Origin of the sequence: Enemella evansiae, from assembly GCF_002250705.1 — a bacterium.
Taxonomy (GTDB): domain Bacteria; phylum Actinomycetota; class Actinomycetes; order Propionibacteriales; family Propionibacteriaceae; genus Enemella; species Enemella evansiae.
In genome coordinates this window covers 24,089-48,888 of record NZ_NMVP01000038.1, presented here as the reverse complement: position 1 = coordinate 48,888, position 24,800 = coordinate 24,089, and the positions used below count along the sequence as shown (strand labels likewise).

The following is a 24,800-nucleotide window of genomic DNA, read 5'->3' as shown; positions in this document are numbered from 1 at the left end:
CATGCCCGCACCGACCGCACGGTGTCGAAACCTTTGGTGCTGCTCCACGCGTTGGATAAGTTGACGATCGACCCCTGACCAGATCGAGGAGTACGCCACCTTGGCTCAGCCTGCCCGCCCGGGCGCCCGGTCCGCGGAGCAACGCGGCACCACGGCCGCACCCACGACCCCGCCGAAGACCAAGCGGCGCGGTGAGATCCACGGATTGCGCGGCCTGGCGATCGGTCTGGTGGTGGCGTACCACCTGTGGGGTGGCGGCCGGGTCTCCGGCGGTGTCGATGTCTTCCTGATGATCTCGGCGTACCTGATGGTCGGCAGTTTTGCCCGCAAGGGGATGGCGTTCAACGTCCTCGACTTCCTGGTGGGCCGGTTCCGGCGGTTGATCCCCTCCTCGGCGGTGGTGATCCTGCTGGTCTGCGGTGCCGGTTGGCTGCTGCTGCCGCCGGTGCGCTGGTATCCGCTGCTGGATCAGGCTCTCGCCTCGATCACCTATCGGCAGAACTGGCTGCTGATCAGCATGGCCACCGACTACACCTCCCCCGACCGTTCGGGCACCAGCCCGCTGCAGCACTACTGGTCGCTGTCGGTGCAGGGGCAGATCTTCGTCGTCTGGCCGCTGCTGATGCTGCTGGCGATGCTGGTGTTCAAGCTCGCCAAGGTGCCGATCAAGATCTCGCTGACGGTGATCTTCTCGGTGATCACCATCGCCTCCTTCGCGTACGCCCTGCGCGAGGTCGGCGCCAATCCGGTCGCGGCCTACTTCGACACGTACGCCCGGGCCTGGGAGTTCTCGCTGGCCTCCCTGTTCGCGCTGATGCCGATACCGAAGATGTCGGTGCTGCCGCGCGCGGTGCTGAGCTGGATCGGGCTGTTCGTGATCACCTTCTGCGGGGTCTTCTTCGGCAATCTGCCGTACCCGGGCCCGGTGGCGCTGATCCCCTCGATCGCGACCGCGCTGGTGATCATCGGCGGCAGTTCCCGCGAGGCCTGGCATCCGGCCCGGCTGCTGAACAGCCGGCCGATCGCCTGGCTGGGCGATCGGGCGTACGCCCTGTATCTGTGGCACTGGCCGGTGCTGATGTTCTGGCTGAACGCGACGGTCAGCAACTCTCCGGGCATCGTCGGCAGCGTGATCGTGATCGCGCTCTCGCTGATCCTGGCCGATCTGACCACCCGGACCATCGAGCAGCGGTTCAACCAGATGAAGTTCCTCGGCGCCAAGCGCTGGGGCCTGGCCACCATCGCCACCGGTCTGCTGATCGGTTTCGGGGCGATCAGCAGCTGGTCCTGGGTGCTGCAGCGTGATGTCCAGCAGACCAACTCGGCCCCGGCCGAGGCCCGCCCCGGTGCGCGCGCGATCACCCCGGGTGCCCCGGTCGAGACCGCCGTGCCGAACCGCAGCATCGCCCCCGGGGACACGATCATCCTCACCGACTGGCCGGAGGTGCAGCCGCCGTGTTCGGCCGATCTGACGCCGAAGCCGCCGGCATCGGAGTGCACCGAGATCAAGCCGCCCGGTGAGGCGCACAAGACCGTGGTGATCATGGGCGATTCGCACAGCAACCAGTGGCTGACGCTGATGAGCGATCTGGCCCGGCGCGAGCAGTGGCACCTGATCACCTCGATCCGGCCGGGTTGCCGGATCACCCTGCCCAATCCGGCCAGCGACGCGGCCTGCGTGCAGTACAGCCAGGAGATGGTGCAGTATCTGCTCGAACTGCGCCCGGACTTCGTCTTCACCGTCGGCAGCCGGGCCCAGGCGAACGGTCCCGAGATCGCGGTGGACACCTATCTTGAGGCCACCAAACCGCTCACCGATGCCGGGTTGAAGATCGTCAACATCCGCGACAATCCGCGCTTCGACTTCAAGATGCCCGAGTGCGTGCAGCGTTACGGTGCCGCGGATCCGCGCTGCCTGAAACCGCGCTCGGAGAAGCTGGCACCGATCTCACCGCAGGTGGCGCTGGAGCCGACGCCGGGGATGCTGACGATGGACCTCACCGAATACATCTGCCCCGGCGGGATGTGTCCCGGGGTGATCGGGAATGTCTACGTCTACATGGATGACAACCACTTGAGTCGCACCTATGTGACCACGCTCAAGGAGGAGTTCGAGGACCAGCTCTGGCGGGTGATCGAGAGATGACCAGGGCTCGGGGGATTCTGGTCGGCGTGCTGGCGGCGGTGGCGCTGCTCGCCGCCACCGTGGTGCTCGCGCCACGCGCCACCACCCGGTATGCGGTCGAGGCATCCGCCAGCCCCGCCCCGGCGGAGCTGGCCACCGACGGCACCGGTGACGGGTTGCCGCACAGCACCGCGCACCCGTCCTCGGCCGCGGCGGCGGATGACCTGACCCGCGGGCTGAGCCGCAATGTGGTGCTGCGCAGCACGATGATCGCCGAGAAGGATTTCAGCTACTGCTCCAACGGGCCGGTGGACGACCCGCCGGCCGAGGTGCGTCGGGTGGTCTTCGTGGTGCACGGCAACGATCGGCGCCCCTGCGGGATGGCCGGTGCGGTGCTCGCCGGGGCGACCGACGCCCAACGCGAGCAGACCCTGGTGGTGGCGCCGCGGTTCGCCAGCGCCGAGGACACCAAGGACCGGGCGAAGGAGCTCTACTGGACCTTCTCCGGCTGGTCCCAGGGCGATCCGTCGGTCAATCCCGGCGCCCAGATCTCCTCGTACGCGGTGCTGGACGAGCTGATCCGCCGGGTCGGTCACCGCTCGGTGGTGGTGGCGGGTTTCTCCGGCGGCGGCCAGTTCGTGAACCGGTTCGCGGCGGGGTCGGCGAGCCAGCCGGACCGGTTCGTGATCGCCAACCCCTCCTCCTACCTCTATTTCACCCCGGCCCGCCCGGGTACGCCGCCCGAGGAGGTGGCCCGCTGCCCGGGATACAACGACTACCGCTACGGGTTGAACCAGCTGAATCCCTACATGGCGGCCAGCGGCCCCAAGGGGTTGACCGAGCGCTACGGGAAGCGGAAGGTCGTCTATCTGCTCGGTGACCGGGACCGGGACCCGCGCTCGTCGTCGATGGACAAGTCCTGCGGTGCGAACGTCGAGGGGCCGAACCGGTTGGAGCGCGGCCAGCGCTACTGGGCGTACCTGCCGAGCGTCTATGGCCCCGAGATCCGCACCCGCCAGCAGCTGCACCTGGTACCGGGCGTGGCACACGACGCGGTCGGGATGTTCACCGCCGCACCGGCCCGGCAGGCCCTGCTCGGCTGAGGTCCGGCGACCGGGCGGATTCCCCAGGCGGCGAAAACCGACCTCGGGTCAGGAATAACGTTCCTGCAAATTTGCAGACGTCGACTGCGTAACTGGCGGTTGCGGGTGACAATTCCGAGTGACCATACTCGCCACAGCCTGCACGGGGCAGGTCGGTCAACGTAGACCCAGGAGGCTTGATGAGCACGTCCCAGCCAGCGCACGCTGACGAATCTCCGCAGAATGTTCGGACCCGGCTGCGTCGGGTGGTGGCGGCCTCGATGGCCGGCACCGTCGTCGAGTGGTACGAGTTCTTCCTGTACGCCGCAGCGGCCACCCTGGTCTTCGGCAGGCAGTTCTTCCCCAACACCGGCTCGGACCTGGACGGGATCATCAAGGCGTTCCTCACCTACGCCGTCGGCTTCGTCGCCCGCCCGCTCGGCGGCATCGTGTTCGGCCACTTCGGGGACAAGTTCGGCCGCAAGCACCTGCTGCAGGTCTCGATCATCATGGTCGGCGCGGCCACCTTCCTGATGGGCTGCCTGCCCACCTTCCACCAGGTCGGCTACCTGGCCCCGGTGCTGCTTGTCGTGCTGCGCTTCATCCAGGGCTTCGCGGTCGGCGGCGAGTGGGGCGGTGCGGTGCTGCTGGTCGCCGAGCACGCACCGGACAAGGAGCGCGGCTTCTGGGCCTCCTGGCCGCAGGCGGCGGTGCCGATGGGCAACCTGCTCGCCACCGGCGTACTGCTGGTGCTCTCCTCCACCCTCTCCCAGGCCGCCTTCCTCAGCTGGGGCTGGCGGATCGCGTTCTGGCTGTCGGCGGTGATCGTGCTGATCGGCTGGTACATCCGCACCAAGGTCACCGACGCCCCGATCTTCCAGAACGCCAAGGAGGAGCAGATCGAGGCCGCCAACGCCGGTTACGGTGTGGCCGAGGTGTTCAAGAAGTACCCGCGCGGCGTGTTCACCGCGATGGGTCTGCGGCTGGCCGAGAACGTCGTCTACTACCTGGTGGTGACCTTCACGATCACCTATCTCAGCGCCTACCTTAAGATGAACACCTCCCGGATCCTGCTGCTGCTGCTGATCGCACACGCCATCCACTTCTGCGTGGTACCGATGGTCGGCCGGGCCACCGACGTGCTGGGTCGTCGCCCGGTGTACGCGGCCGGCGCGATCCTGACCGCGACCTGGGGCTTCTGGGCATACCGGATGTTCGACACCCGCAGCGATTTCCTGATCGTGGTCGCGGTGATCATCGGTCTGATGTTCCACGCGCTGATGTACGCCGGGCAGCCGGCGATCATGGCGGAGATGTTCCCGACCCGGATGCGCTACTCCGGTGTCTCGCTCGGCTACCAGGTGACCTCGCTGTTCGCGGGTTCGATGGCGCCGATCATCGCGACCGCGCTGCTGGCCCGGTACAACTCCTCGGTGCCGATCGCGATCTATCTGGCGATCTGCTCGGCGATCACGCTGATCGCGGTCATCGCGGCCAAGGAGACCAAGGGCTCCTCGCTGCACGAACTGGATCGCCTGGACGCCGAAGGCCGGGCCCCCAAGCAGTCCGCCGTCGACGAGAACCTCACCCGCTGAGTCCGCTCACAGAGTAGGCAGGCCCGGTTCCGCGCAGCGGGGCCGGGTCTGCTGTTGTCGGGAGGTCCCACCCGCCCACTTACCGATCGGTCGAACCCCAGAATGCGCCCCGCGTTCTCACCCGCGGCCCGCAAACCCGCATCCGCTCGTCGGCCCCCGATCACTGGAGGCGAATTCTGGGGTTCGACCGATCGGTAACTCAGGACTCCCAGGTGGCCACCGCGTCGGCCAGGCCGTCGGGAGCGCGCACCTCGGGCGGCGGCAGCTCCGCGGGTGTCCGAGTGAACCGGGGCGCCGGCGCCGGCTGATCCACGCCCTCCGGGCTGACCAGCGTCCCGCGGGAGTGCAGGTGCGGATCGGTGACGGCCTCGTCGAAGTCCAGTACCGGGGTCACGCAGGCGTCGCTGCCGCGATAGATCGCGTCCCACTCGTCGCGGGTCCGACTCGCGAACACCCGGGTCAGCAGGGCACGCAGCTCCGGCCAGCGGTCCCGGTCCCACTGGCCCGGCACCTCCGCCGGCTCCACCCCGAGCCGCTCGACCATCGCGGCGAAGAACTGCGGCTCCAGGCAGGCGACCGCGACCTGCTTGCCGTCGGCACACAGATAGGTGTCATAGAACGGGTGCGAGCCATCGACCAGGTTCCGCCCCCGTCCGGGCGCCCAGGCCCCGCCGGCCCGCATCGACCAGGCCAGCGCACCGAGCATGCTCGCCCCGTCGACCATCGCGGCGTCGATCACCTGCCCCTGCCCGGAGCGTTCCCGCTCCCACAGCGCGGCCAGCACGCCGACCAGCAGCAGCATCGAACCGCCGCCGAAATCGCCGACCAGATTCAGCGGCGGCACCGAGCGCTCCCCCGGCCGGCCGATGTTGTCCAGCAACCCGGTGAGCGAGAGATAGTTCAGGTCGTGGCCGGCCGCCGGCGCCAGCTCGCCGTCCTGCCCCCAGCCGGTCATCCGGCCGTAGACCAGCCGCGGATTGGCGGCCAGACACTCCTCGGGCCCGAGTCCGAGCCGTTCGGCGACCCCGGGCCGGAATCCCTCGATCAGCACGTCCGCTGCCGCCGCGAGCCGGCGTACCGATGCCAGCTCGGCCGGATCCTTGAGGTCGGCGAGCACGGTGGTGCGTCCGCGCAGGATCGGCTCGGGGCCGGTCGGCGGGGTGTCGGTGAGCCGCGCCGCGGCCGCCCGCCGATCCACCCGCAGCACCTCGGCGCCGAGGTCGGCGAGCACCATGGCGGCATGCGGGACTGGTCCGATGGCGGGCAGTTCCAGCACCCGCAGCCCGGCCAGCGGGCCGGCACCGCTAGCGGGGCGCAACGAGCTTCCCGCTCTTGGCCAGCTCCGGGTCGGTACAGGCCGCCAGGTTGAAGCAGCACGGCCGGCGATGCTCCCCCTCCAGCTTGGAGACGGTCTTCTCGATCCGGGTGGCGCGGGTCGCCGGGTTGGCGGTGGCGTGCACCCAGCGCACCCATTCCCAGCGCGCCATCGGGGTGATCTCGCGCCACTTCTCGGCCACCTTGGGTGAGGCCGCCGCGAGCGCCTCGGCCAGGTCGGCGGGGATCTCCGGCTCGGGCCAGTCCTTGGTCGGCCGGAGCGTGAAGCTCACCGGATCCCCCGCCTGTACGCCCGCCGCGCGCGCCAGCTCGGCGGTGATCCGCAGCCAGTGCCCCTTCTCGCCGTCGGGTTCGACGACGGTCTCGAACGGCCTCCCGGCGATCGTCCCGGTCACGCTCACCTGCCCGCGCGACGGCAGGGCCGCACTCGCCTCGGCCGGCAGCCGGACGATGATCTGAGTGCCCACGGTCTGCACCGGCGCCTCGAAGCGGATCTCCTGCTCTACGGCCTTCATGGGTCGGTTATACCCCACCGACGGCGGCGCGCAGAGCGTCCATGGTGACGCCGACCGCCGGGTTGCGCAGCGACTCCTCCCGGATCACCGCCCAGTAGTCGGCCGGGTGGGCGTACTCGTCGGCCAGCACCCGAACCAGCCGCGGCTCGGGGTCGGCCATGAAGTCGGGCAGGATGCCGATCCCGGCCGAGGCCAGCGTGGTCTCCACGTGCACGAACACCGAGGTCGAGCGCATCGCCTGCCGGGGCGCGGGCAACCGTTCGGTGGCGAGGTCGAGTTCGTCGACCTGCAGTGACTGCTCGATGTAGTAGACGACGCAGTGCTCGGCCAGGTCGGCCAGCGACGTCGGCTCCCCGTTGCGGCGCAGATAGTCGGCGGTGGCGTACAACCCGAGGTGGTAGCCGCACAGCTGCACCGCCACCGCCCGGTGCACCTTCGGTTCGCCGACGATCACCTCGATGTCCACCCCGGAGCGGTGCTGCTTGAGCCGCTGGGTGGCGGTGATCAGCTCGGTCTGCAACTGCGGATGCTGCTCCCGCAGCCGGACCAGCGCGGGCACCGCGAAGTGGGTGCCGAACCCGTCCGGAGTCGCCAACCGGACCACCCCGGACAGCCCCTCGGGCGAGTCACCGCGATCGGTGAGCGATTTCACCGCCCGCTCCACGGTCTCGGCGGCACCCAGGATGGAGCGGCCCGCCTCGGTGAGCTCCCAGCCGTCGCTGGTCTGCACCAGCACCCGGGCACCGAGCGCCTTCTCCAGGCCACTGATCCGCCGGGAAACGGTGGTGTGATTGACCCCGAGGACATCGGCCGCGGCACTGTAGCGGCCCAGCCGGGCCACCGTGAGCAGCACCAGCAGGTCGTCGGCGCTCACCGGCGGTCTGCTCATCAACGCTCCTCCACTCCACCGCGCCGTGCAGAAACGCACGGAAAGGTTGCGGAATTCAGTCTATTCGGTGCATTGCTCCGCACCCGTCGGGCTCCTTACCGTAACTGGCAGGAACTCAAGGAGGAGGAGCACACATGGCGACCATCGGATGGATCGGCCTGGGCAACATGGGCAACCCGATGACGGCGAACCTGGTCAAGGCCGGGCACGAGGTACGCGGATTCGACCTGAACCCCGAGGCGCTGCGCACCGCCGCCGCGAACGGCGTCACCCCGGCCACCTCGATCGCCGACGCGGTCTCCGGCGCCGAGGTGGTGTTCACCATGCTGCCCAAGGGCGAGCACGCCCGCAGCGCGTACGCCGGCGCCGACGGCGTCTTCGCCAACGCGGCCCCCGGCACGCTGCTGATCGACTCCTCCACCATCGATGTGGAGACCGCCGGCGAGCTGCACCAGCAGGCGGCCGACCAGGGCTTCCGGTTCGTCGACGCCCCGGTCTCCGGCGGCATCTCGGGTGCCGCGGCCGGCACCCTGGCGTTCATGATCGGCGGCAAGGAGACCGACGTCGAGGCCGCCAAGCAGTTCATCGACCCGATGGCCGGCAACATGATCGCCACCGGCGGGCCGACCACCGGCCAGGCCGCCAAGATCTGCAACAACATGATGCTGTTCATCGAACTGCAGGCCTGCGCCGAGGGTGCGGTGCTGGCCAACAAGCTCGGCCTGGATGCGCAGGTGTTCTGGAACATCGCCTCGGTCTCCAGCGGCAACTGCTGGGCGCTGCGCACCTGGTACCCGGTGCCCGGGGTGGTCGAGACCGCCGCCGCGAACCGCAACTTCGATGCCACCTTCGCCACCTCGCTGGCCCACAAGGATGCCGGGCTGGCGCTCGCCGGTGCCAAGCAGGTCGGTGTCGAACTGCCGGCCGCCCAGCTGGCGTACGACCAGTTGCAGAAGCTGATGGATGACGGGTACGCCGACAAGGACTGCAGCCTGGTGATCCGCAACATCGACCCGCAGGCGCCGGGTACCGAGAACCTCTGAGCAACGAAATTTCGTTAGGAGCAAGGAAATGAAGCGAATCGGACATTACGTCGACGGCCAGCAGGTCGACGGCGGCGACCGGGTCGGCCCGGTCTACAACCCGGCCAGCGGTGAGCAGACCGGTGAGGTCGCGCTGGCCTCGGCGAGCGATCTCGAGACCGCGGTCTCGGCGGCGCAGAAGGCCCAGCCCGGCTGGCGCGCGACCCCGCTGTCCAAGCGGCAGGACATCATGTTCAAGCTCCGCCAGATCGTCACCGACCGCAAGGAGGAGCTGGCCCGGATCATCACCGCCGAGCACGGCAAGGTCGTCTCCGACGCCGCCGGTGAGGTCTCCCGCGGGCTGGAGAACGTCGACTGGTGCACCAACCTGATGCAGCAGCTCAAGGGTGACTATTCCGAGAACGTCGCGAACGGTGTCGACGTGCATTCGGTACGCCAGCCGCTCGGCGTGGTCGCCTGCATCACCCCGTTCAACTTCCCGGTGATGATCCCGCTGTGGATGGCGACCACCGCGATCGCCTGCGGCAACGCGGTGATCCTCAAGCCCTCGGAGCGGGATCCCTCCGCGGCGCTCTGGTTGGCCGAGGCGTTCGCCGAGGCGGGCCTGCCGGCCGGCGTACTCAATGTCGTCAACGGCGACGCCGACACCGTCAACGCGATCCTTGACCACAAGGCGATTTCGGCGGTGTCCTTCGTCGGCTCCACGCCGATCGCGGAGAAGATCTACACCCGGGCCGCGGCCAACGGCAAGCGGGTGCAGGCCCTCGGCGGAGCCAAGAACCACATGGTCGTGATGCCGGACGCCGACCTCGACTCGGCCGCCGACGCGGCCGTCTCCGCGGCGTACGGCTCGGCCGGTGAGCGCTGCATGGCGGTCTCGGTCGCGGTCGCGGTCGGTGAGGCCGGCGACGCGCTGGTCGAGAAGATCGCCGAGCGGATGCCGAAGCTGAAGGTCGGTGACGGCACCGATCCGGAATCGGAGATGGGCCCGCTGATCACCCAGGCCGCCCGCGATCGGGTCGCCGGTTACGTCGAGGGGGCCAGCGGCGAGGGGGCCAAGGTGGTCGTCGACGGCACCGAGCAGAAGTTCGACAACGACGGCTTCTTCATCGGTGTCTCCCTGGTCGACGACGTGAAGCCCGGCATGAAGGTCTATGACGACGAGATCTTCGGCCCGGTGCTGTCGGTGGTCCGGGTGGACAGCTATGACGAGGCGGTCGACCTGATCAACGCCAACCAGTACGCCAACGGGGTCGCGGTGTTCACCCGCGACGGCAAGACCGCGCGTCAGTTCGAGTTCGACATCGAGGTCGGCATGGTCGGGGTCAACGTGCCGATCCCGGTACCGATCGGCACCTTCTCCTTCGGTGGTTGGAAGCGCTCGCTGTTCGGCGACACCCACATGTACGGCGCGGAGGGCTTCAACTTCTACACCCGCCGCAAGGTGGTCACCACCCGCTGGCCGGAGCCCTCGGAGTCGCAGATCAGTCTCGGCTTCCCCACCCACTGACCGACTGGCCCGCGCGCCTGACAGGATTGGCCTCCGGGCGCGCGGGAGGGGGACTCTTGGCTGGGAAGCGATCGCTGACCGACATCTGGAAACCGGCGCTGGTCGTGGTGATCGGGTTGGTGCTGCTCGGTTACGGCCTGCGCATCGATCCGAACGCGCCCTCCTGTGGGTCGACCCCGATGTCGCCGGGGCAGATCTGTGAGACCACCAGCAAGGGCGTACCGCGCAAGCAGTCCTATGAGGACATGGTCGCCGAGGCGCAGCTACGCCGCCTCGGGTTCCCGATCGGTGGTGGCGTGGTCGCCCTGGCCGGGATCGCCTGGGGCGTGTTGCTGGTGGTACGCCGCCGCGGTGCGGCCGGGGCGAAGACCGGGCCGGCCGCGACCACGACCGCCCCGTCGGCCCCGGCTCCTCCCGGTCCCCCGGCTCCCCCGGCATCGGCCGGCAGCACCTCATCCGGACAGTGGGTACGCCAGCCGCGCGAGCCCAACCCACCCCAACCACCCCAACCGCAGCCGCCCCAACCCGGCCCGCAGTGGCCGCACGGCCGGTCCTCGGCACCCTGGCCGCAGCAGCGGCCGTACCCGCAGCAGCCGCCGTACCCGCAGGCCCCGCCGCAGCAGCAGCCGCCACCGCAGCCCTATCCGCCGCAGGCGTACCCCCCGCAGACGCACCCGCCGCCGCAGCCCGGCCCGACCCCCTGGCCGAACCAGCCGCCCCAGGCGTACCCGCCCCAGCAGCCGTATCCGCCGGATCCGTTCTCCGGCCCCACTCCGCCCCGTCGCTGACCCGGCCGTCGGCTGAGCGAGCGCCAGCGAGTCGAAGCCACGTGGCCTGCCGAATTGGCTTCGACTCGGTCGTCCCTCCCTCGCTCAGCCGTCGTGTGCGCTGGCCGCGGCCTTCTTCCGCCGGTTCCACCACCAGGTGACGATCATCCCGAACAGGATCGCCAGCGTGAGGTACCAGGCGTACTTCGCGTACTCGGTCACCACCGCCACCGCGGGCGCACCGATCCGATAGCCGAGGTACATGTAGCCCGACTGCATCAGGGCGGCGAAGCAGACGTTCACAGTCAGGAATCTCCGCCAGCTCATCCCCGCGGCACCGAGGGTCGCATAGATCACCGAGGACGGCAGCGGGATCGGCAGATAGGTGATCAGGATCGCCGGCACGGCGAAGCGGCGGGCGAGTTTTTCGGCGCGCTCGGCGTTCCGCCGGGCCCGCGGCGAGCGACCGGCGACCATCTCGAAAACGCCCTGGCCCCACAGTTTCCCGGCCCAGAAGTAGACCGGGTCGAACTTCATCACGCTCAGGGTGGCCAGCACCAGCCAGAGCGGACAAGTGGTCTCGACCCCGGTCGCGGTCAGCGCGCCGATGGTCACCACCCCGGTCCGCGAACCGGTCAGGGTGGCCGCCAGATAGGGCTGGGTGACCAGCACGGCGCGGAACGGCAGCAGCGCCAGCGCGTAGAGACCGAGGGCGCTGATCAGCGCGAAGCAGGCGATGTCGGCGCGGGTGGGCTTGTGCCCCCACGGCATCCGCGGGTCCTCCCACCACTCCGGCTCGCGCTCCTCGGCGGTCTCCTCGGGGTCCGCTGGTTCGTCGCGCCGGGGCTCAGTCACCCCGCGAGTCTAGGCGCACCGCGTCCCACGTTCGGCCCGGCGCAGCGAAGCGGAGCCGGGCGACGTTCATCGAGTAGCCGGCCCGGCGCAGCGAAGCGGAGCCGGGCGACGTTCATCGAGTAGCCGGCCCGGCGCAGCGAAGCGGAGCCGGGCAACCCCGTTCATCGAGTAGCCGGCCCGGCGCAGCGAAGCGGAGCCGGGCCTGCGTGTCGAGATGAACTCCAGCCAGGGGTCATCTCGACATGGTCGCTGCGCGACCTACTCGATGAGCGTGGGGACACGGTCGCTGCGCGACCTACTCGATGAGCGTGGGGACATGGTCGCTGCGCGACCTACTCGATGAGCGTACGAGGACCGGTCAGGCGTCGCGGGCGTCCAGTTTGGCGGCGATGTCGGCGGGGAATCCGCCGGTGGCGATCGGGGACCAGCGGGTCGGGGTGATCCGCAGCAGCGACTTGTTCTGCAGCCGCATCGCCTCGCGGTATTCGTCCCAGTCCGGGTGTTCACCGGAGATCGAGCGGAAGTAGTCGACCAGGGCGTCGGCGGCCTCGGGCATGTGGATCACCTCGGCGTCGCCGTCGACCTGCACCCAGGGGCCGTTCCAGTCATCGGAGAGCACCAGCACCGACACCTGCGGATTGCGTTCGGCGTTCAGCGTCTTGGCCCGGCCGGGATAGGTGGAGGTGACGATCCGCCCCTCGGCGTCCACCCCGCCGCTGACCGGGGAGATCTGCGGCCGGCCGTCCCGGCGCGCGGTGGCGATCAGCATCTTGTGGCGCGGGCGGACGAACTCGAGCAGTTCCGCCCGCTCGACCTCGGTGTTGGTGGCAACGGTGCGCGGCATCAGCTCTCCTCGTCTCGGGCCGCGATGAACGCGGCGATCGCCTTGTCCAGATCCTCCCGGCTGTGCGCGGCCGACATCTGGGTCCGGATCCTGGCCTTGCCCTTCGGCACCACAGGATAGGAGAACGCCCGCACGTAGATTCCCTTGTCCAGCACCGAATCCGCCATCCGGGCAGCCTTCGCGGCGTCACCGATCATCACCGGAACGATCGCATGCTCCGATTCCGGGATCTCGAAACCCTCGGCGACCATCCGCTCACGGAAGTACGCCGTGTTGTCCCGCAACTGCTGCAGCAGGTCACCGGAGCGCTCGATCCGATCCACCGCTGCCAGCGTCGCCGCCGCGATCGACGGGGCCAGCGAGTTGGAGAACAGGTAGGGCCGGGAACGCTGCCGCAACAGCTCGACGATCTCCTTGCGCGCCGCGGTGTAGCCACCCGACGCCCCACCGAGCGCCTTGCCGAAGGTTCCGGTCAGCACATCGACCCGATCCTGTACGCCGAACAGTTCCGGCGTACCGGCACCGGTCGCACCGGTGAACCCGACCGCATGCGAGTCGTCGACCATCACCAGCGCGTCGTACTTCTCGGCCAGGTCACAGATCTCGTCCAGCGGCGCCAGATAGCCGTCCATCGAGAACACCCCGTCGGTGGCGATCATCGTGAACCGGGCATCGGCGGCGGCCTGCAGCTGGGCCTCCAGATCCGCCATGTCCCGATTCTTGTAGCGGAACCGACGCGCCTTGGACAGGCGTACGCCGTCGATGATCGAGGCATGGTTGAGCTCATCGGAGATGATCGCGTCCTCGGCCCCGAGCAGCACCTCGAACAACCCGCCGTTGGCGTCGAAGCAGGAGCTGTAGAGGATCGCGTCCTGCTGCCCGAGGAAGTCGGCGATCCGGCGCTCCAGCTCGGTGTGCAGGGTCGTGGTACCGCAGATGAAGCGCACCGACGCCATCCCGAAACCCCAACGCTGCAGGGCATCGGTCGCCGCGGCGATCAGCTCCGGATCGTCGGCCAGGCCGAGATAGTTGTTGGCGCAGAAGTTCACCACCGCTGCCTCGGCCGCGGTTGCTTGCAGAGCAGAGGATTCCGTGCTGATGTGCGCGGCCTGCGGGGTGGTCAGCGGCACCTCGACCTTGTAGGTGCCGTCGGCGCGCAGGCCCGCGATCTCCTGCTCCAGATGGGTTTTCAGCGATCGGTACATCTCACTCCCAGCTCATCACGATCTTGCCGCAGTGTCCGCCGCGGGCGGTGGCGAAGGCCTCTTCGAAATCGGTGTGGTCGAAGCGGTGGGTGATCACCCCGGAGATGTCCAGACCGGCCTGGACCAGCACGCTCATCGCGTACCAGGTCTCGAACATCTCGCGGCCGTAGATCCCTTTCAGCGTGAGCATCCGCAGCACCACCGAGGAGAAGTCCAGCGAGATCTCCTCACCGGGCAGCCCGAGCATCGCGATCCGGCCGCCGTGCGCCATCGAGTCGACCATGTCGCGCAGCGCGACCGGGGCACCGGACATCTCCAGCCCGATGTCGAAACCCTCCTTCATGCCGAGCTGCTCGGCCGCCTGCGGGATCGGGGTGTCGCGCGGGTCGATCGTCAGCGTCGCCCCGAGCCGGCCGGCGAGTTCCAGCCGTTCGGCGGACAGGTCGGAGACCACCACATGTCGGGCGCCGGCGTGCCGGACCACCATCGCGGCCATGATGCCGATCGGGCCGGCGCCGGTGACCAGCACATCCTCACCCAGGCAGGGAAAACTGAGTGCGGTGTGCACCGCGTTGCCGAACGGGTCGAAGATCGCGGCCACCTCCGGGGCGACCGGGGTCCGGTGCACCCAGACGTTCATCGCCGGCATCACCAGGTATTCGGCGAAGCAGCCGTCGACCTGGACGCCGATACCGCGGGTGTTCGCACACAGGTGCCGGCGCCCGGCCATGCAGTTGCGGCAGCGCCCGCAGACCAGATGCCCCTCACCGGAGACGAAGTCACCGACCGAGACCTCGGTGACCGCCTCCCCCACCGCGACCACGTCGCCGCAGAACTCGTGGCCGACGATCCGCGGGGTGGTCAGGGTGGCCGCCGCCCATCGGTCCCAGGAATCGATGTGCAGATCGGTACCGCAGATGCCGGTCAGCCGAACCTTGATCAGCACCTCGCTCGGACCCGGTTCGGGGATCGGCACATCGGTCAGTTCGAGCCCCGGTCCGGGGGCGGTCTTCACCAGTGCACGCACACCGAGACTGTAGCGTCCGTCTCGAATATTGGGCACACTGGTGCGGGTGACCATCAGCGTTTTCGAGCTCTTCAAGATCGGCATCGGACCGTCGAGTTCGCACACGGTCGGGCCGATGCGGGCCGCTGCCCGGTTCGCCGCCGGGCTGGCCTCCGATGGGCTGCTCGATCAGGTCACGAAGGTCCGCGCGGAGCTGTTCGGGTCGCTCGGTGCGACCGGTCACGGCCACGGTTCCCGGGGTGCGGTGCTCTGGGGGCTGGAGGGCGAGGATCCCGAGACCGTGGACACCCGGACGGCCCCGCAGCGCAGCGCCGAGATCGCCGAGACCCACCGGCTGCTGCTCGACGGCAGCCACGAGATCGACTTCGATCCCGACCACGACCTGGTGCTGCACCGGCGGCGTACCCTCCCCTTCCACCCGAACGGGATGACCTTCACCGCGTTCGCCGGTGACCGCGAACTCATCGCGCGCACCTACTACTCCATCGGCGGCGGCTTCGTGCTCGACGACGACGGCTCCGGCGCCCCGGTGGTGACCCGTGATCCGACCCCGGTCCCGTATCCGTTCAGCACCGGAGCCGACCTGCTCGCCCAGTGCCGCGACAGCGGCCTGTCGATCAGCGAGCTGGCGTACGCCAACGAGTGCGCGCGGCGCACCCCGGCCGAGGTGGATGCCGGACTGGACCGGATCTGGCAGGTGATGGCCGAATGCATCGGCAACGGCCAGGCGACCACCGGCACCCTGCCCGGCGGTCTCAAGGTGCACCGCCGCGCGGCCGAACTGCACCACCGGTTGACCCGGCGCGGTGGTGAACCCGGCCCGATCGACCCGCTCGCGGCGATGGACTGGGTGACCCTGTGGGCGCTGGCGGTGAACGAGGAGAACGCCGCCGGCGGCCGGGTGGTCACCGCACCGACCAACGGCGCGGCCGGGATCATCCCCGCGGTGCTGCACTATGCGGTCTCGTTCGTACCCGGCGTGGACGCCGCCGCGATCCGCCGCTTCCTGCTCACCGCCGGTGCGATCGGCTCGATCTATGCCCAGACCGCCTCGATCTCCGGGGCCGAGGTGGGCTGCCAGGGTGAGGTCGGGACCGCCTGCTCGATGGCGGCGGGAGCACTGGCCGAGATCCTCGGCGGTACGCCGCAGCAGGTCGAGTGCGCCGCCGAGATCGGCATGGAGCACCACCTCGGACTGACCTGCGATCCGGTCGGCGGACTGGTCCAGATTCCTTGCATCGAACGGAATGCGGTCGGATCGATCAAGGCGATCACCGCCGCCCGGTTGGCGCTGCACGGCCAGGGCACGCAGAAGGTCAGCCTGGACCAGGTGGTCCGCACGATGATGCAGACCGGAGCGGACATGAAGGTCAAGTACAAGGAGACCGCGCGCGGTGGCCTGGCGGTGAACATCGTCGAATGCTGACCCTTCCCGCGATCCATCGATCCCTGGGTGCACCCATCGCGCCCCGCAGCAATCGACTGGTACGCCGAGGGTTCGATGGATGGCAGGACGGAGCCGATCCTGACCACCGGTAACAGATAACGGAGCCGTCTCAACTGGTCGGACGACGTGACCTGTTCCACACGCGATGCAACAATGGGTCCCGCCGACCCCACCGGAGTGGTCGGCTTGTCGTTTATTTCCACTACGGATCGTCGGGCACGTACCTGCCCGTGGAAAGGATGTGGCCCCATGGCCTCAGTCAGCTTCAGGGACGCGACCCGGGTCTACCCCGGCGCCGACCACCCCGCCGTCGACAAGCTCAATCTTGAGATCGGTGACGGCGAGTTCATGGTCCTGGTCGGACCGTCCGGTTGCGGAAAGTCCACCTCGCTGCGGATGCTCGCCGGCCTCGAAGAGGTCAACGCCGGTGACATCATGATCGGCGACAAGAACGTCACCACGCTGCCGCCCAAGGACCGCGACATCGCGATGGTGTTCCAGAACTACGCGCTCTACCCGCACATGACGGTGGGCGAGAACATGGGCTTCGCCCTGAAGATGCAGAACGTGCCCAAGGCCGAGCGCGAGCAGCGCGTCGCCGAGGCCGCGAAGCTGCTCGGCCTGGAGGAATACCTGAGCCGCAAGCCGAAGGCGCTCTCGGGTGGTCAGCGACAGCGTGTCGCGATGGGCCGCGCGATCGTCCGGCAGCCGCAGGTCTTCCTGATGGACGAGCCGCTGTCGAACCTGGACGCCAAGCTGCGCGTCTCGACCCGCACCCAGATCGCCGCCCTGCAGACCCGGCTCGGCGTCACCACCGTCTACGTCACCCACGACCAGGTCGAGGCGATGACGATGGGTGACCGGGTCGCGGTGATGAAGGACGGCATCCTGCAGCAGGTGGACAGCCCGCTGGCGCTCTACGACACCCCGAAGAATCTCTTCGTGGCCGGCTTCATCGGCTCGCCCGCGATGAACCTGATGGAGGGCACCGTCAGCGAGGGCGGCGTCAAGGTCGGCGACTTCGTCGTTCCGGTGCCGCGTGAGGTGCTCGGCAACCTGGGCAGCGAGACCGATGTCACCCTGGGCATCCGCCCGGAGAACTTCTCCCTCTCCGACGGTGCCGGCATCGGCCTGGACGTGGCCGTGGTCGAGGAACTCGGTGCGGACGCCTACCTCTACGGCACCCCGGCCGGGCTGACCGAGGACCAGCAGCTGCAGGCACCGCAGATCGTCGCCCGGATCTCCTCCCGGCGCCCACCGCAGCGCGGCACCCAGGTGCGGCTCGGCGTGGATCCCGATCACATCCACGTGTTCTCGAACAAGACCGGGGACCGCGTCAGCTGACCCGGCGGGGCACCGCCCCACACCCCGGCACCCGGGGATGAACATGCACCGCCGAACCGGCGGTCGGCCCACGGGCCGGCCGCCGGTTTCGCGTCTCCACGGCCTTTCCAGCGGGCCGCGTACGCCGACTCCACTCAATATGAGAGTTCTGTTAGGTTGGCCGGACCCGACGCGCAAGGAGCTGGATGTCGAGTTCGCCACCGCCCGGAACCGGACCGGTACCCCACCCCTGGGGTGAGGCCCCCGGAGCAGACCGACCGACCCCGCCCGGCCAATCCCCGTCCGGCCCGTCCCCGTCCGGCCCCTCGGCGTTCCCTCCCGGACCCCCCGGTGGGCCGAACCAGCTGCCGCCGCGGCCACCGGTCGGCCGCCCACCCGTCCAGAACTGGCTGCGGCCCGGTACCGTCCCGCTGCACCCGCTGGGTTTCACCGGGGTCCTGGAGGGCGCGTTCCGCACCTACCGCTGGAGCCCGAAGGCAATGGTGCTGGTCCCGCTGCTCCTGCTCGGCGTGATCGCGGTCATCACCACCCCGCTGGCCTGGCTGGCCAGCGCCGACCTGAACTTCCTCGACACCGACAACCCCGATCTGGGCGCCCTGTCGCGGGCCGTGGGGCTGCTGATGGTGCCGATGCTGCTGCCGCTGCTCGCCGATCTGGCGATCACCCCGCTCGCCGCCGGGGCCACGATGGCCGGCGTACAGGGGCACCGCCCCGGCCTCGGTGAACTCTGGCGCCGGGTCCGCGGTCGGATCCTGCCCTACCTGCTCATCGCCGTGGTGCTCAGCCTCGCCCAACTGCTCATCCTCGCCCTGGGCACCGGCCTGCTGATCGCCGCCCTGGTGCTGAGCGGCGACGGTGACCCAGACCTGGGTCTGCTGATCGGCGGCATCGCGCTGCTGCTGGCCAGCGTGGTGGCGATGACCTGGCTCAGCATCCGGCTGCTGCTCTCCCCGATCCTGGTGATCGTGGAACGGGCCGGCATCATCTCGGCGATCAGGCGCTCCTTCGCCCTGACCCGGCGAGCCTTCTGGATCACCTTCGCGACCATCCTGGTGGCCGGCCTGATCGCCAGCACCGCGGCGCAGGTGCTGAGCACCGCGGTCAGCTTCATCCTGCCGCTGGTGGCGACCGCGACCGGTGGCCAGGAGCAGGTCCCGCGACTCGCCATCGTCACCATCGCGCTGACCCAGGCCATCACCGTCGCCCTCACCCAGCCCTATCTGGCGTCGATCAGGACGATGATCTATGTCGACCGGCGGATGCGGGCGGAGGCCTACGATGCCGAGCTGATCGCCGCCCACCGACCGGCACCCGAGGGCACCCCGTGGCACCCCCGCTGACCCCGGATCCCGAGACCGCGGAGCGGCTGCTGCGCGAGGAGCTGGCCAACGGTGACTACCGGCTGGGTGTGAATCCGCTGACCCTGCTGCAGGAGTGGCTGCAGAATCTGCTCGCCTCGTTGTTCCGCGGCCGCGGCACCTCCGCCTGGCAGGAGACCGCGGTGGTGGCCGTCGTGCTCGCCGTCGCGATCATCGCGCTTTTCCTTCTGGTACGCCGATTCTGGCCCCGCGCGGCCCGGTCGGGCACGCCGGCCGATCCGCCCGCGACCGAGGCCCGGCGCAGCGCCGCGGACCATCGCCGGGACGCGGTCGCCGCCGCCGAGGCCGGCGAGTCGGACCGTGCGGTCCTGGAGACCGTGCGGGCCCTGATCGCCGGCTCGGCCGAACGCGGCCTGCTCGACCTGCACGACGGCATGACGATCCGCGAAGCGGCCGAGCAGCTCGGCGCGGTGTTCCCGCAGGAGACCGATCTCGGGTTCGCCGCCGACCGGTTCGCCCTGGCCCGCTACGCGGTGCATCATCCCGACGGACTCCAGCAGCTCTGCTCCGCGGCGGACCTGGCGCGGGTCAGCGAGCTGGAGCACCGGCTGCGCGAGGCCACCCCCGACCTGGCGGCCGTGTGACCCGGCGCCGGAAGCTGGCGTGGCTGCTGGCCCCGCTGGTGCTGCTGCTCGTGGTGCTCGGCATCACCCTGCTCACCCCCGACCGGGGGAACCAGGTCGCCGGCGATCCGGACAACTTCGGCCGCCCCGGCACCCGGGCGGTGGCCCAGGTGCTCCGCCAGCAGGGCATCCAGGTCGACGAGGCGCGTCGCCGCGACCAGCTCACCGCCGTGGACGCGAACACCACCGTGCTCGTCGCCCGCACCGACCGACTCACCGAATCCGCCGCCGCGGACCTGGCCGACCGGGCCTCCTCGGCCGGGCAGCTGGTGCTGCTCACCCCGACCCCGCGCACCCTGACCGATCTGGGCATCGACGGGGTCCGGATCGAGGAGCCGCTGGTCGACACCCGGGCGGCCGGCTGCGATCGCTTCCCCGGCCGGGTGTCCGGGTTCGAACAGAGCTACACCCGAACCGATCCCGCCCCGGACCCGGCCCCCGCCGGCGGCTGTTTCACCGACCCCGCAGGCGCCGGGCTGCTGACCCTCGGGCAGACGACCCTGGTCGGTACCAGCGAGGCCTTCAGCAACGCCCAGGTGATCGACCAGGACAATGCCGCGTTCGCGCTGCGGCTGCTCGGCGAACGACCACGGGTGATCTGGTACGTCCCCTCCCCCGACGACCTGGTCCCGGGTGAGGCCGCCTCCCCGATCCCGGACTGGTTCGGCCCCGCGGTCTGGCTGGCCGGGCTGGCCGCGGTGGCCCTGGTGTTCGTCGCCGGTCGCCGGCTGGGCCCGCTGGCCACCGAACCGATGCCGGTGGTGGTCCGCGCCATCGAGACCACCCTGGGCCGCGGCCGCCTCTATCAACGCTCCGGAGATCGGGCGTACGCCCTGGCCAGGCTCCGCGAGGGCTGCCGACGCCGACTGGCCCGCCGCGCCCGGTTGGGCCGCGACGCCCCGACCGCCGACCTCATCCGCCACGCCGCCGCCGAGACCGGCCGACCGAGCGCCGAGATCGCTGAGCTGCTCACCGGCCCCGCCCCCGCCACCGACCGGGAGCTGCTGGAGCAGGCCCGGGCGCTCGCCGCCCTGGCCGCCCCGCACGGCGGCCCCACCGATGCCACCGAACCGCACCCAGGAAAGGACCGTCATGACCGACCAGCTCCCCAGGACTGAGGCCGATCTGGCCCGCGCACGGATCCAGGCGGTCCGCGATCAGGTCGCCTCGGTGGTCCTCGGCCAGGACCAGGCGGTCGCCGGCCTGCTGATCGGCCTGATCGCCCGCGGCCACGTGCTGCTGGAGGGCGTACCGGGGGTGGCCAAGACCCTGCTGATCCGCACCCTGGCCGCCTCCCTGTCACTGACCACCCGGCGGATCCAGTTCACCGCCGACATGATGCCCGGTGATGTCACCGGCTCGTTGGTCTATGACAACCGCAGCGCCGATTTCAGCTTCCGCCCCGGCCCGGTGTTCACCCAGATCCTGCTGGCCGATGAGATCAACCGCACCCCACCGAAGACCCAGGCGGCGTTGCTGGAGGCGATGGAGGAGCGGCAGGTGTCGGCCGACGGCGTGACCCGCGCACTGCCCGAACCCTTCCTGGTGGCCGCCACCCAGAACCCGCTGGAGCAGGAGGGCACCTATCCCCTGCCGGAGGCGCAGCTGGACCGGTTCCTGATCAAGGCGATCCTGCCGATCCCGCCGCGCGCCGCGGAGATCGAGGTGGTCAGCCGACACGCGGCCGGATTCGATCCGCGCCAGTTGCCGATCGAGCCGCTCGCCGGTGCCGAGGACATCGACCGGGCCCAGCAGAGCGTCCGGTCGGTGGCCGTCGCTCCGGAGGTGGTGGCCTACATCGTCGATCTCGCCCGCGCCACCCGGGCGCTGCCGTCGCTGGCCGCCGGGGTGAGCCCGCGGGCGGCCACCGCACTGCTGGCCACCGGCCGCGCCTGGGCCTGGCTCGCCGGCCGCGACTTCGTCACTCCCGATGATGTGAAGGCGCTCGCCTCGGCGACCTGGGCGCACCGGTTGAGCCTGCGCCCGGAGGCCGAACTGGAGGGCACCACGATCGACTCGGTCCTGACCAGCGCCATCGAATCCGTCCCGGTACCACGCTGATGGCCGTTTCGCCACGGCTGATCTGGCTGCTGCTCGCCGGTCTGCTGCCGGTGCTGGTCTGGCCGACCCGCACCACGGTGCTGGTGTGGGTGGGGCTGTGCCTGCTGCTCACGGTGCTCGATCTGGTGTTGGCCCCGGCACCGCAGCAGGTGCGGCTCTCCCGTGCGCCGCTCGGCCCGATCCGTTGGGGGGAGAGCGTCGAGACCGAGCTGCGGGTGTACGCCGAACGCCGGCTCCGCGGGGTGCTGCGCGATGCCTGGCAGCCCTCGGCCGGTGCCGCCGAACCGGCCGGCGACCGGCACCGGCTCACCGTTCCGGCCCGCCGGCTGGCCCGGTTCCGGACCCGGCTCACCCCGACCCGGCGCGGCCTGCTGCGCAGCGACCGGGTGACCCTGCGGCTGTTCGGCCCGCTCGGCCTGGCCGCCCGCCAGCGCAGTATCGAGGTGCCCGGGGAGCTGCAGGTGCTGCCCGCCTTCGAATCCCGCCGCCAACTGCCGAGCCGGCTGGCCCGGCTCCGCGAACTCGACGGCCGCTCGGCGGTGCGTACCCGCGGCCAGGGCACCGAGTTCGACTCCCTGCGCGACTACGTCCGCGGCGATGATGTGCGCTCCCTCGACTGGCGCGCCAGCGCCCGACGCCGCGAGCTGGTGGTGCGGACCTGGCAGCCCGAACGCGACCGCCGGATCACCGTGCTGCTGGACACCTCCCGGCTCTCCGCCGGCCGGGTCGCCCCGAGCGCCGACGCCGCCCGGCGGGCCGATCCGGACACCGACATCCCCCGCCTCGACGCCGGCATGGATGCGGTCCTGCTGCTCAGCGCGCTGAGCGCGCGTGCCGGTGACAAGGTCACCTTCCTGGCCGGCGACCGGCGACTGCGGGCCCGGGTCAGCGGGCTGGCCCGCCATGACCTGCTGCCCGCCCTGAGCCGCAGCATGAGCCCGCTGCAGGCGGCGCTCTCGGAGGCCGACTGGACCAGCCTGGGCGGTGAGATCGCCCGCGCCGGCCGCCGGGCCTCGCTGATCGTGCTGGTCACCCCGCTGGAACCGCAACCGGTCCGCGAATCGCTGCTGCCGGTACTGGCGGGGATGGCGCACCGCTCGCGGATCGTGATCGCCTCGGTCCGCGATCCGGGCCTGGACGCCCTGGCCGGGGAGGCGGCGTACGACTCGGTCGATCAGGTCTACACCGCCGCGGCCGCCGAACGCTCGCTGGCCGAGCGGATGCGGATGATCGAGGTGCTGTCCGGGCTCGGGGTGACCGTGCTGGACGCCGCCCCCGACGAGCTCCCGGCCCGGCTCGCCGACCACTATCTGCTGCTCAAGGCCCAGGGGAGGCTCTGATGGATCTGGATGCCTTCATCACCGCCAACGAACCGCAGTGGCGCGAACTCGAGGAGCTGCTGAAACGGCGCCGGCTCACCGCCGCCGAAGCGGACCGGATGCTCGATCTGTACGCCCGGATCGGCTCCCAGTTGGCCGAACTGCGCGCGGCCTCCCCCGACCCCGCACTGGTGGCCTGGTTGTCCGCGCTGCTGGCCCGGGCCCGGCACCGGACCGCCCCCGCCCAGCCGCTCGGCCCGGCCACCATCGGCCGGTTCCTCGGCCAGGACTTCCCGGCCGCGCTGTGGCGGATGCGTCGCTGGCTGTGCTGGAGCTGGGGGCTGAACGTGCTCGCGGTGGCCCTGCTCACCTGGTGGTTCCTGGCGAATCCGCGGGTCGAGAACGCGCTGATGTCGCCCGAACAGCTCCGGTCGCTGATCGAGGTGGACTTCGAGAAGTACTACAGCGAGAACGCGGCCGGCAGCTTCGCGCTGCGGGTGTGGACCAACAACGCCTGGGTGGCTGCACAGTGCATCGTGGTCGGCGTGCTCGGTTTCCCGGTGATCATGATCCTGTTCCAGAATCTGGTGAACCTGGCGGTCATCGCCTCGGTGATGATCCGGCCCGACCGGGCGGGCCTGTTCTTCGGGCTGATCCTGCCGCACGGGCTGTTGGAGCTGACGGTGGTGTTCTGCGCGGCGGCGGTGGGGTTGCGGTTGTTCTGGGCGTGGGTGGCGCCGGGCGATCGGACCCGGGGCGCCTCCCTCGCCCACTGGGGGCGGACCGCGATGACCGTGGTGCTGGGGCTGGCGGTGGTGCTCGCCCTCTCCGGGCTGATCGAGGCCTTCGTCACCCCCTCGGGGCTGCCGGCCTGGGCCCGGATCGGGATCGGTGTCCTGGCGCTGGCGCTCTTCGTCGCCTATGTGGCAGGTCCCGGCCGGCGGGCCGCGAACCGTGGGGTGACCGGGGACCTGCGCGAGTTCGACCGCGGTAGCGAGGAGCTGACCCGTGGCTGAGCCCCGTTACGCCGATGACGTGGTGACCGGTGACGCGGTCGCCCTCGAGGTGCCCGCCGCCGGGGCGGGGGTGCGGATCGCGGCGACCCTGATCGACGGCGTGGTGCTGGTGCTCGGCCTGATCCTGTCCCTGACGCTGGCCGACCGGGTCACCCGCAATCTCGATGCGGCGCTCGCCGGCACCACCAGCCTGGTGATCAGCATCTTCTGGCTGGTCGGCTGGCCGCTGCTCTGCGAACAGCTCACCGGGGGCCGCAGCCTCGGCAAGTGGGCGCTCGGCACCCGGGTGGTGCGCACCGACGGCGGCCCGGTCCGGGCCCGGCAGTCGCTGGCCCGGGCGCTGATGGGATCGGTCGAGATCTGGGGCATGGCGGGGTTGCCGGCGCTGGTGGCGGCGGTGGCCGGCCGGCGCGGGCAGCGTCTCGGCGATCATCTGGCCGGCACCTATGTGGTCTCCGAGCGGGTCCGCTGGCAGCAGCCACCGGCCCCGAGCACGCCCGCACCGGAGCTGACCCGCTGGGTGCAGGGCTGCGATCTCGGCGCACTGCAGCCGGCGACGTTGATCGCCGCGCGCGCCTTCCTGGCGCGTACCGAGCAGCTCACCCCGGCCGCCCGGGCCGCCATCGCCACCGACCTGGCCACCCGGCTGTGCCGGGAACTCTCCCCCCAGCCACCGGCCCAGGCGGCCCCCGAAGCGGTGCTGGCCGCGGTGCTCGGCGAGCATCGGCACCGCCACGACGAACGCCTGGCGCGCCGCGCCGAGCTGCGCCACCGACTGCTGCCGGATCGCGAATGAGACGCCCAACCGCTTGTGCCGCT

At 70.4% G+C, this 24,800-nt stretch carries 22 protein-coding genes; 15 read left to right on the top strand and 7 right to left on the bottom strand.

The features are described 5' to 3' along the window. Positions 1-100: 100 nt before the first annotated feature. The 3 genes from BI335_RS20280 (at position 101) to BI335_RS20270 (ending at position 4,802) form a co-directional block, all read left to right on the top strand. Complete coding sequence (locus BI335_RS20280) at positions 101-2,146, top strand: acyltransferase family protein (protein ID WP_172421985.1); 2,046 nt, start codon at positions 101-103, stop codon at positions 2,144-2,146. After that, positions 2,143-3,228, top strand: coding sequence for an alpha/beta hydrolase family protein (locus tag BI335_RS20275; RefSeq protein ID WP_094399295.1), 1,086 nt, complete (start codon positions 2,143-2,145; stop codon positions 3,226-3,228). The genes BI335_RS20280 and BI335_RS20275 overlap by 4 nt, the downstream gene beginning before the upstream one ends. Positions 3,229-3,407: 179 nt before the next feature. Beyond that, positions 3,408-4,802, top strand: a complete 1,395-nt coding sequence (locus tag BI335_RS20270; RefSeq protein WP_094433234.1) for an MFS transporter — start codon at positions 3,408-3,410, stop codon at positions 4,800-4,802. Positions 4,803-5,001: 199 nt separating this feature from the next. Here the strand turns inward: BI335_RS20270 and BI335_RS20265 are convergent, their stop codons facing one another. Genes BI335_RS20265 through BI335_RS20255 form a run of 3 tightly spaced genes read right to left on the bottom strand, consistent with a single transcriptional unit; the run spans position 5,002 to position 7,541 of the window. Further along, on the bottom strand, positions 5,002-6,120 hold the full coding sequence (locus BI335_RS20265) for a CaiB/BaiF CoA transferase family protein (RefSeq protein ID WP_094406117.1): 1,119 nt from the start codon (positions 6,118-6,120) through the stop codon (positions 5,002-5,004). Further along, on the bottom strand, positions 6,107-6,652 hold the full coding sequence (locus BI335_RS20260; RefSeq protein ID WP_094433232.1) for a YdeI/OmpD-associated family protein: 546 nt from the start codon (positions 6,650-6,652) through the stop codon (positions 6,107-6,109). Before BI335_RS20260 ends, BI335_RS20265 begins: the two co-directional genes overlap by 14 nt. Positions 6,653-6,659: 7 nt before the next feature. Continuing rightward, the gene (locus BI335_RS20255; protein WP_172421983.1) at positions 6,660-7,541 is read right to left on the bottom strand and encodes a LysR family transcriptional regulator; all 882 of its coding nucleotides are present in this window, start codon (positions 7,539-7,541) and stop codon (positions 6,660-6,662) included. A gap of 134 nt (positions 7,542-7,675) precedes the next feature. Between BI335_RS20255 and mmsB the strand changes: the two genes are divergently transcribed. The 3 genes from mmsB to BI335_RS21680 are packed head-to-tail and all read left to right on the top strand — an operon-like array spanning position 7,676 to position 10,882. Further along, positions 7,676-8,584, top strand: a complete 909-nt coding sequence (gene mmsB, locus BI335_RS20250; protein WP_094427719.1) for a 3-hydroxyisobutyrate dehydrogenase — start codon at positions 7,676-7,678, stop codon at positions 8,582-8,584. Positions 8,585-8,612: 28 nt separating this feature from the next. Next, positions 8,613-10,094, top strand: coding sequence for a CoA-acylating methylmalonate-semialdehyde dehydrogenase (locus tag BI335_RS20245; protein ID WP_094433230.1), 1,482 nt, complete (start codon positions 8,613-8,615; stop codon positions 10,092-10,094). Positions 10,095-10,150: 56 nt separating this feature from the next. Then, the gene (locus BI335_RS21680) at positions 10,151-10,882 is read left to right on the top strand and encodes a hypothetical protein (RefSeq protein WP_166646903.1); all 732 of its coding nucleotides are present in this window, start codon (positions 10,151-10,153) and stop codon (positions 10,880-10,882) included. A gap of 84 nt (positions 10,883-10,966) precedes the next feature. Here BI335_RS21680 and BI335_RS20235 read toward each other — a convergent pair whose 3' ends face one another. The 4 genes from BI335_RS20235 to tdh all read right to left on the bottom strand — a co-directional run bounded on the left by BI335_RS20235 (position 10,967) and on the right by tdh (position 14,792). After that, positions 10,967-11,716: a DedA family protein gene (locus tag BI335_RS20235; protein WP_094433226.1), complete on the bottom strand. Its 750-nt coding sequence runs from the start codon at positions 11,714-11,716 to the stop codon at positions 10,967-10,969. Between the two features lie 358 nt (positions 11,717-12,074). Next, a complete protein-coding gene (locus tag BI335_RS20230; RefSeq protein ID WP_094355710.1) occupies positions 12,075-12,560 on the bottom strand; it encodes a PPOX class F420-dependent oxidoreductase in 486 nt (161 codons plus the stop codon). Further along, positions 12,560-13,753, bottom strand: a complete 1,194-nt coding sequence (locus tag BI335_RS20225; RefSeq protein WP_407644085.1) for a glycine C-acetyltransferase — start codon at positions 13,751-13,753, stop codon at positions 12,560-12,562. The genes BI335_RS20230 and BI335_RS20225 overlap by 1 nt, the downstream gene beginning before the upstream one ends. A 13-nt stretch (positions 13,754-13,766) precedes the next feature. Further along, on the bottom strand, positions 13,767-14,792 hold the full coding sequence (gene tdh, locus BI335_RS20220) for an L-threonine 3-dehydrogenase (RefSeq protein ID WP_094433224.1): 1,026 nt from the start codon (positions 14,790-14,792) through the stop codon (positions 13,767-13,769). A 40-nt stretch (positions 14,793-14,832) separates the two neighbouring features. Here tdh and BI335_RS20215 point away from each other — a divergent pair, with 40 nt between their 5' ends. The 9 genes from BI335_RS20215 (at position 14,833) to BI335_RS20180 (ending at position 24,777) form a co-directional block, all read left to right on the top strand. Further along, positions 14,833-16,218, top strand: coding sequence for an L-serine ammonia-lyase (locus BI335_RS20215; RefSeq protein ID WP_229119710.1), 1,386 nt, complete (start codon positions 14,833-14,835; stop codon positions 16,216-16,218). Between the two features lie 270 nt (positions 16,219-16,488). Further along, a complete protein-coding gene (locus BI335_RS20210; protein ID WP_094355713.1) occupies positions 16,489-17,583 on the top strand; it encodes an ABC transporter ATP-binding protein in 1,095 nt (364 codons plus the stop codon). 185 nt (positions 17,584-17,768) lie between these two features. Continuing rightward, the gene (locus BI335_RS20205; RefSeq protein ID WP_144009154.1) at positions 17,769-18,923 is read left to right on the top strand and encodes a hypothetical protein; all 1,155 of its coding nucleotides are present in this window, start codon (positions 17,769-17,771) and stop codon (positions 18,921-18,923) included. Further along, a complete protein-coding gene (locus BI335_RS21675) occupies positions 18,908-19,546 on the top strand; it encodes a hypothetical protein (protein WP_172421981.1) in 639 nt (212 codons plus the stop codon). Before BI335_RS20205 ends, BI335_RS21675 begins: the two co-directional genes overlap by 16 nt. Further along, positions 19,543-20,703, top strand: a complete 1,161-nt coding sequence (locus tag BI335_RS20200) for a DUF4350 domain-containing protein (protein ID WP_172421979.1) — start codon at positions 19,543-19,545, stop codon at positions 20,701-20,703. Before BI335_RS21675 ends, BI335_RS20200 begins: the two co-directional genes overlap by 4 nt. Continuing rightward, positions 20,678-21,646 (top strand): AAA family ATPase, encoded by a 969-nt coding sequence (locus tag BI335_RS20195; protein WP_094355718.1) that lies wholly within the window; start codon positions 20,678-20,680, stop codon positions 21,644-21,646. The genes BI335_RS20200 and BI335_RS20195 overlap by 26 nt, the downstream gene beginning before the upstream one ends. Then, the gene (locus BI335_RS20190; protein WP_094433218.1) at positions 21,646-22,986 is read left to right on the top strand and encodes a DUF58 domain-containing protein; all 1,341 of its coding nucleotides are present in this window, start codon (positions 21,646-21,648) and stop codon (positions 22,984-22,986) included. The genes BI335_RS20195 and BI335_RS20190 overlap by 1 nt, the downstream gene beginning before the upstream one ends. Further along, positions 22,986-23,981, top strand: a complete 996-nt coding sequence (locus BI335_RS20185) for a stage II sporulation protein M (RefSeq protein ID WP_094433216.1) — start codon at positions 22,986-22,988, stop codon at positions 23,979-23,981. Before BI335_RS20190 ends, BI335_RS20185 begins: the two co-directional genes overlap by 1 nt. Beyond that, a complete protein-coding gene (locus BI335_RS20180) occupies positions 23,974-24,777 on the top strand; it encodes an RDD family protein (protein WP_094433214.1) in 804 nt (267 codons plus the stop codon). Before BI335_RS20185 ends, BI335_RS20180 begins: the two co-directional genes overlap by 8 nt. The last annotated feature ends 23 nt before the right edge of the window (positions 24,778-24,800 follow it).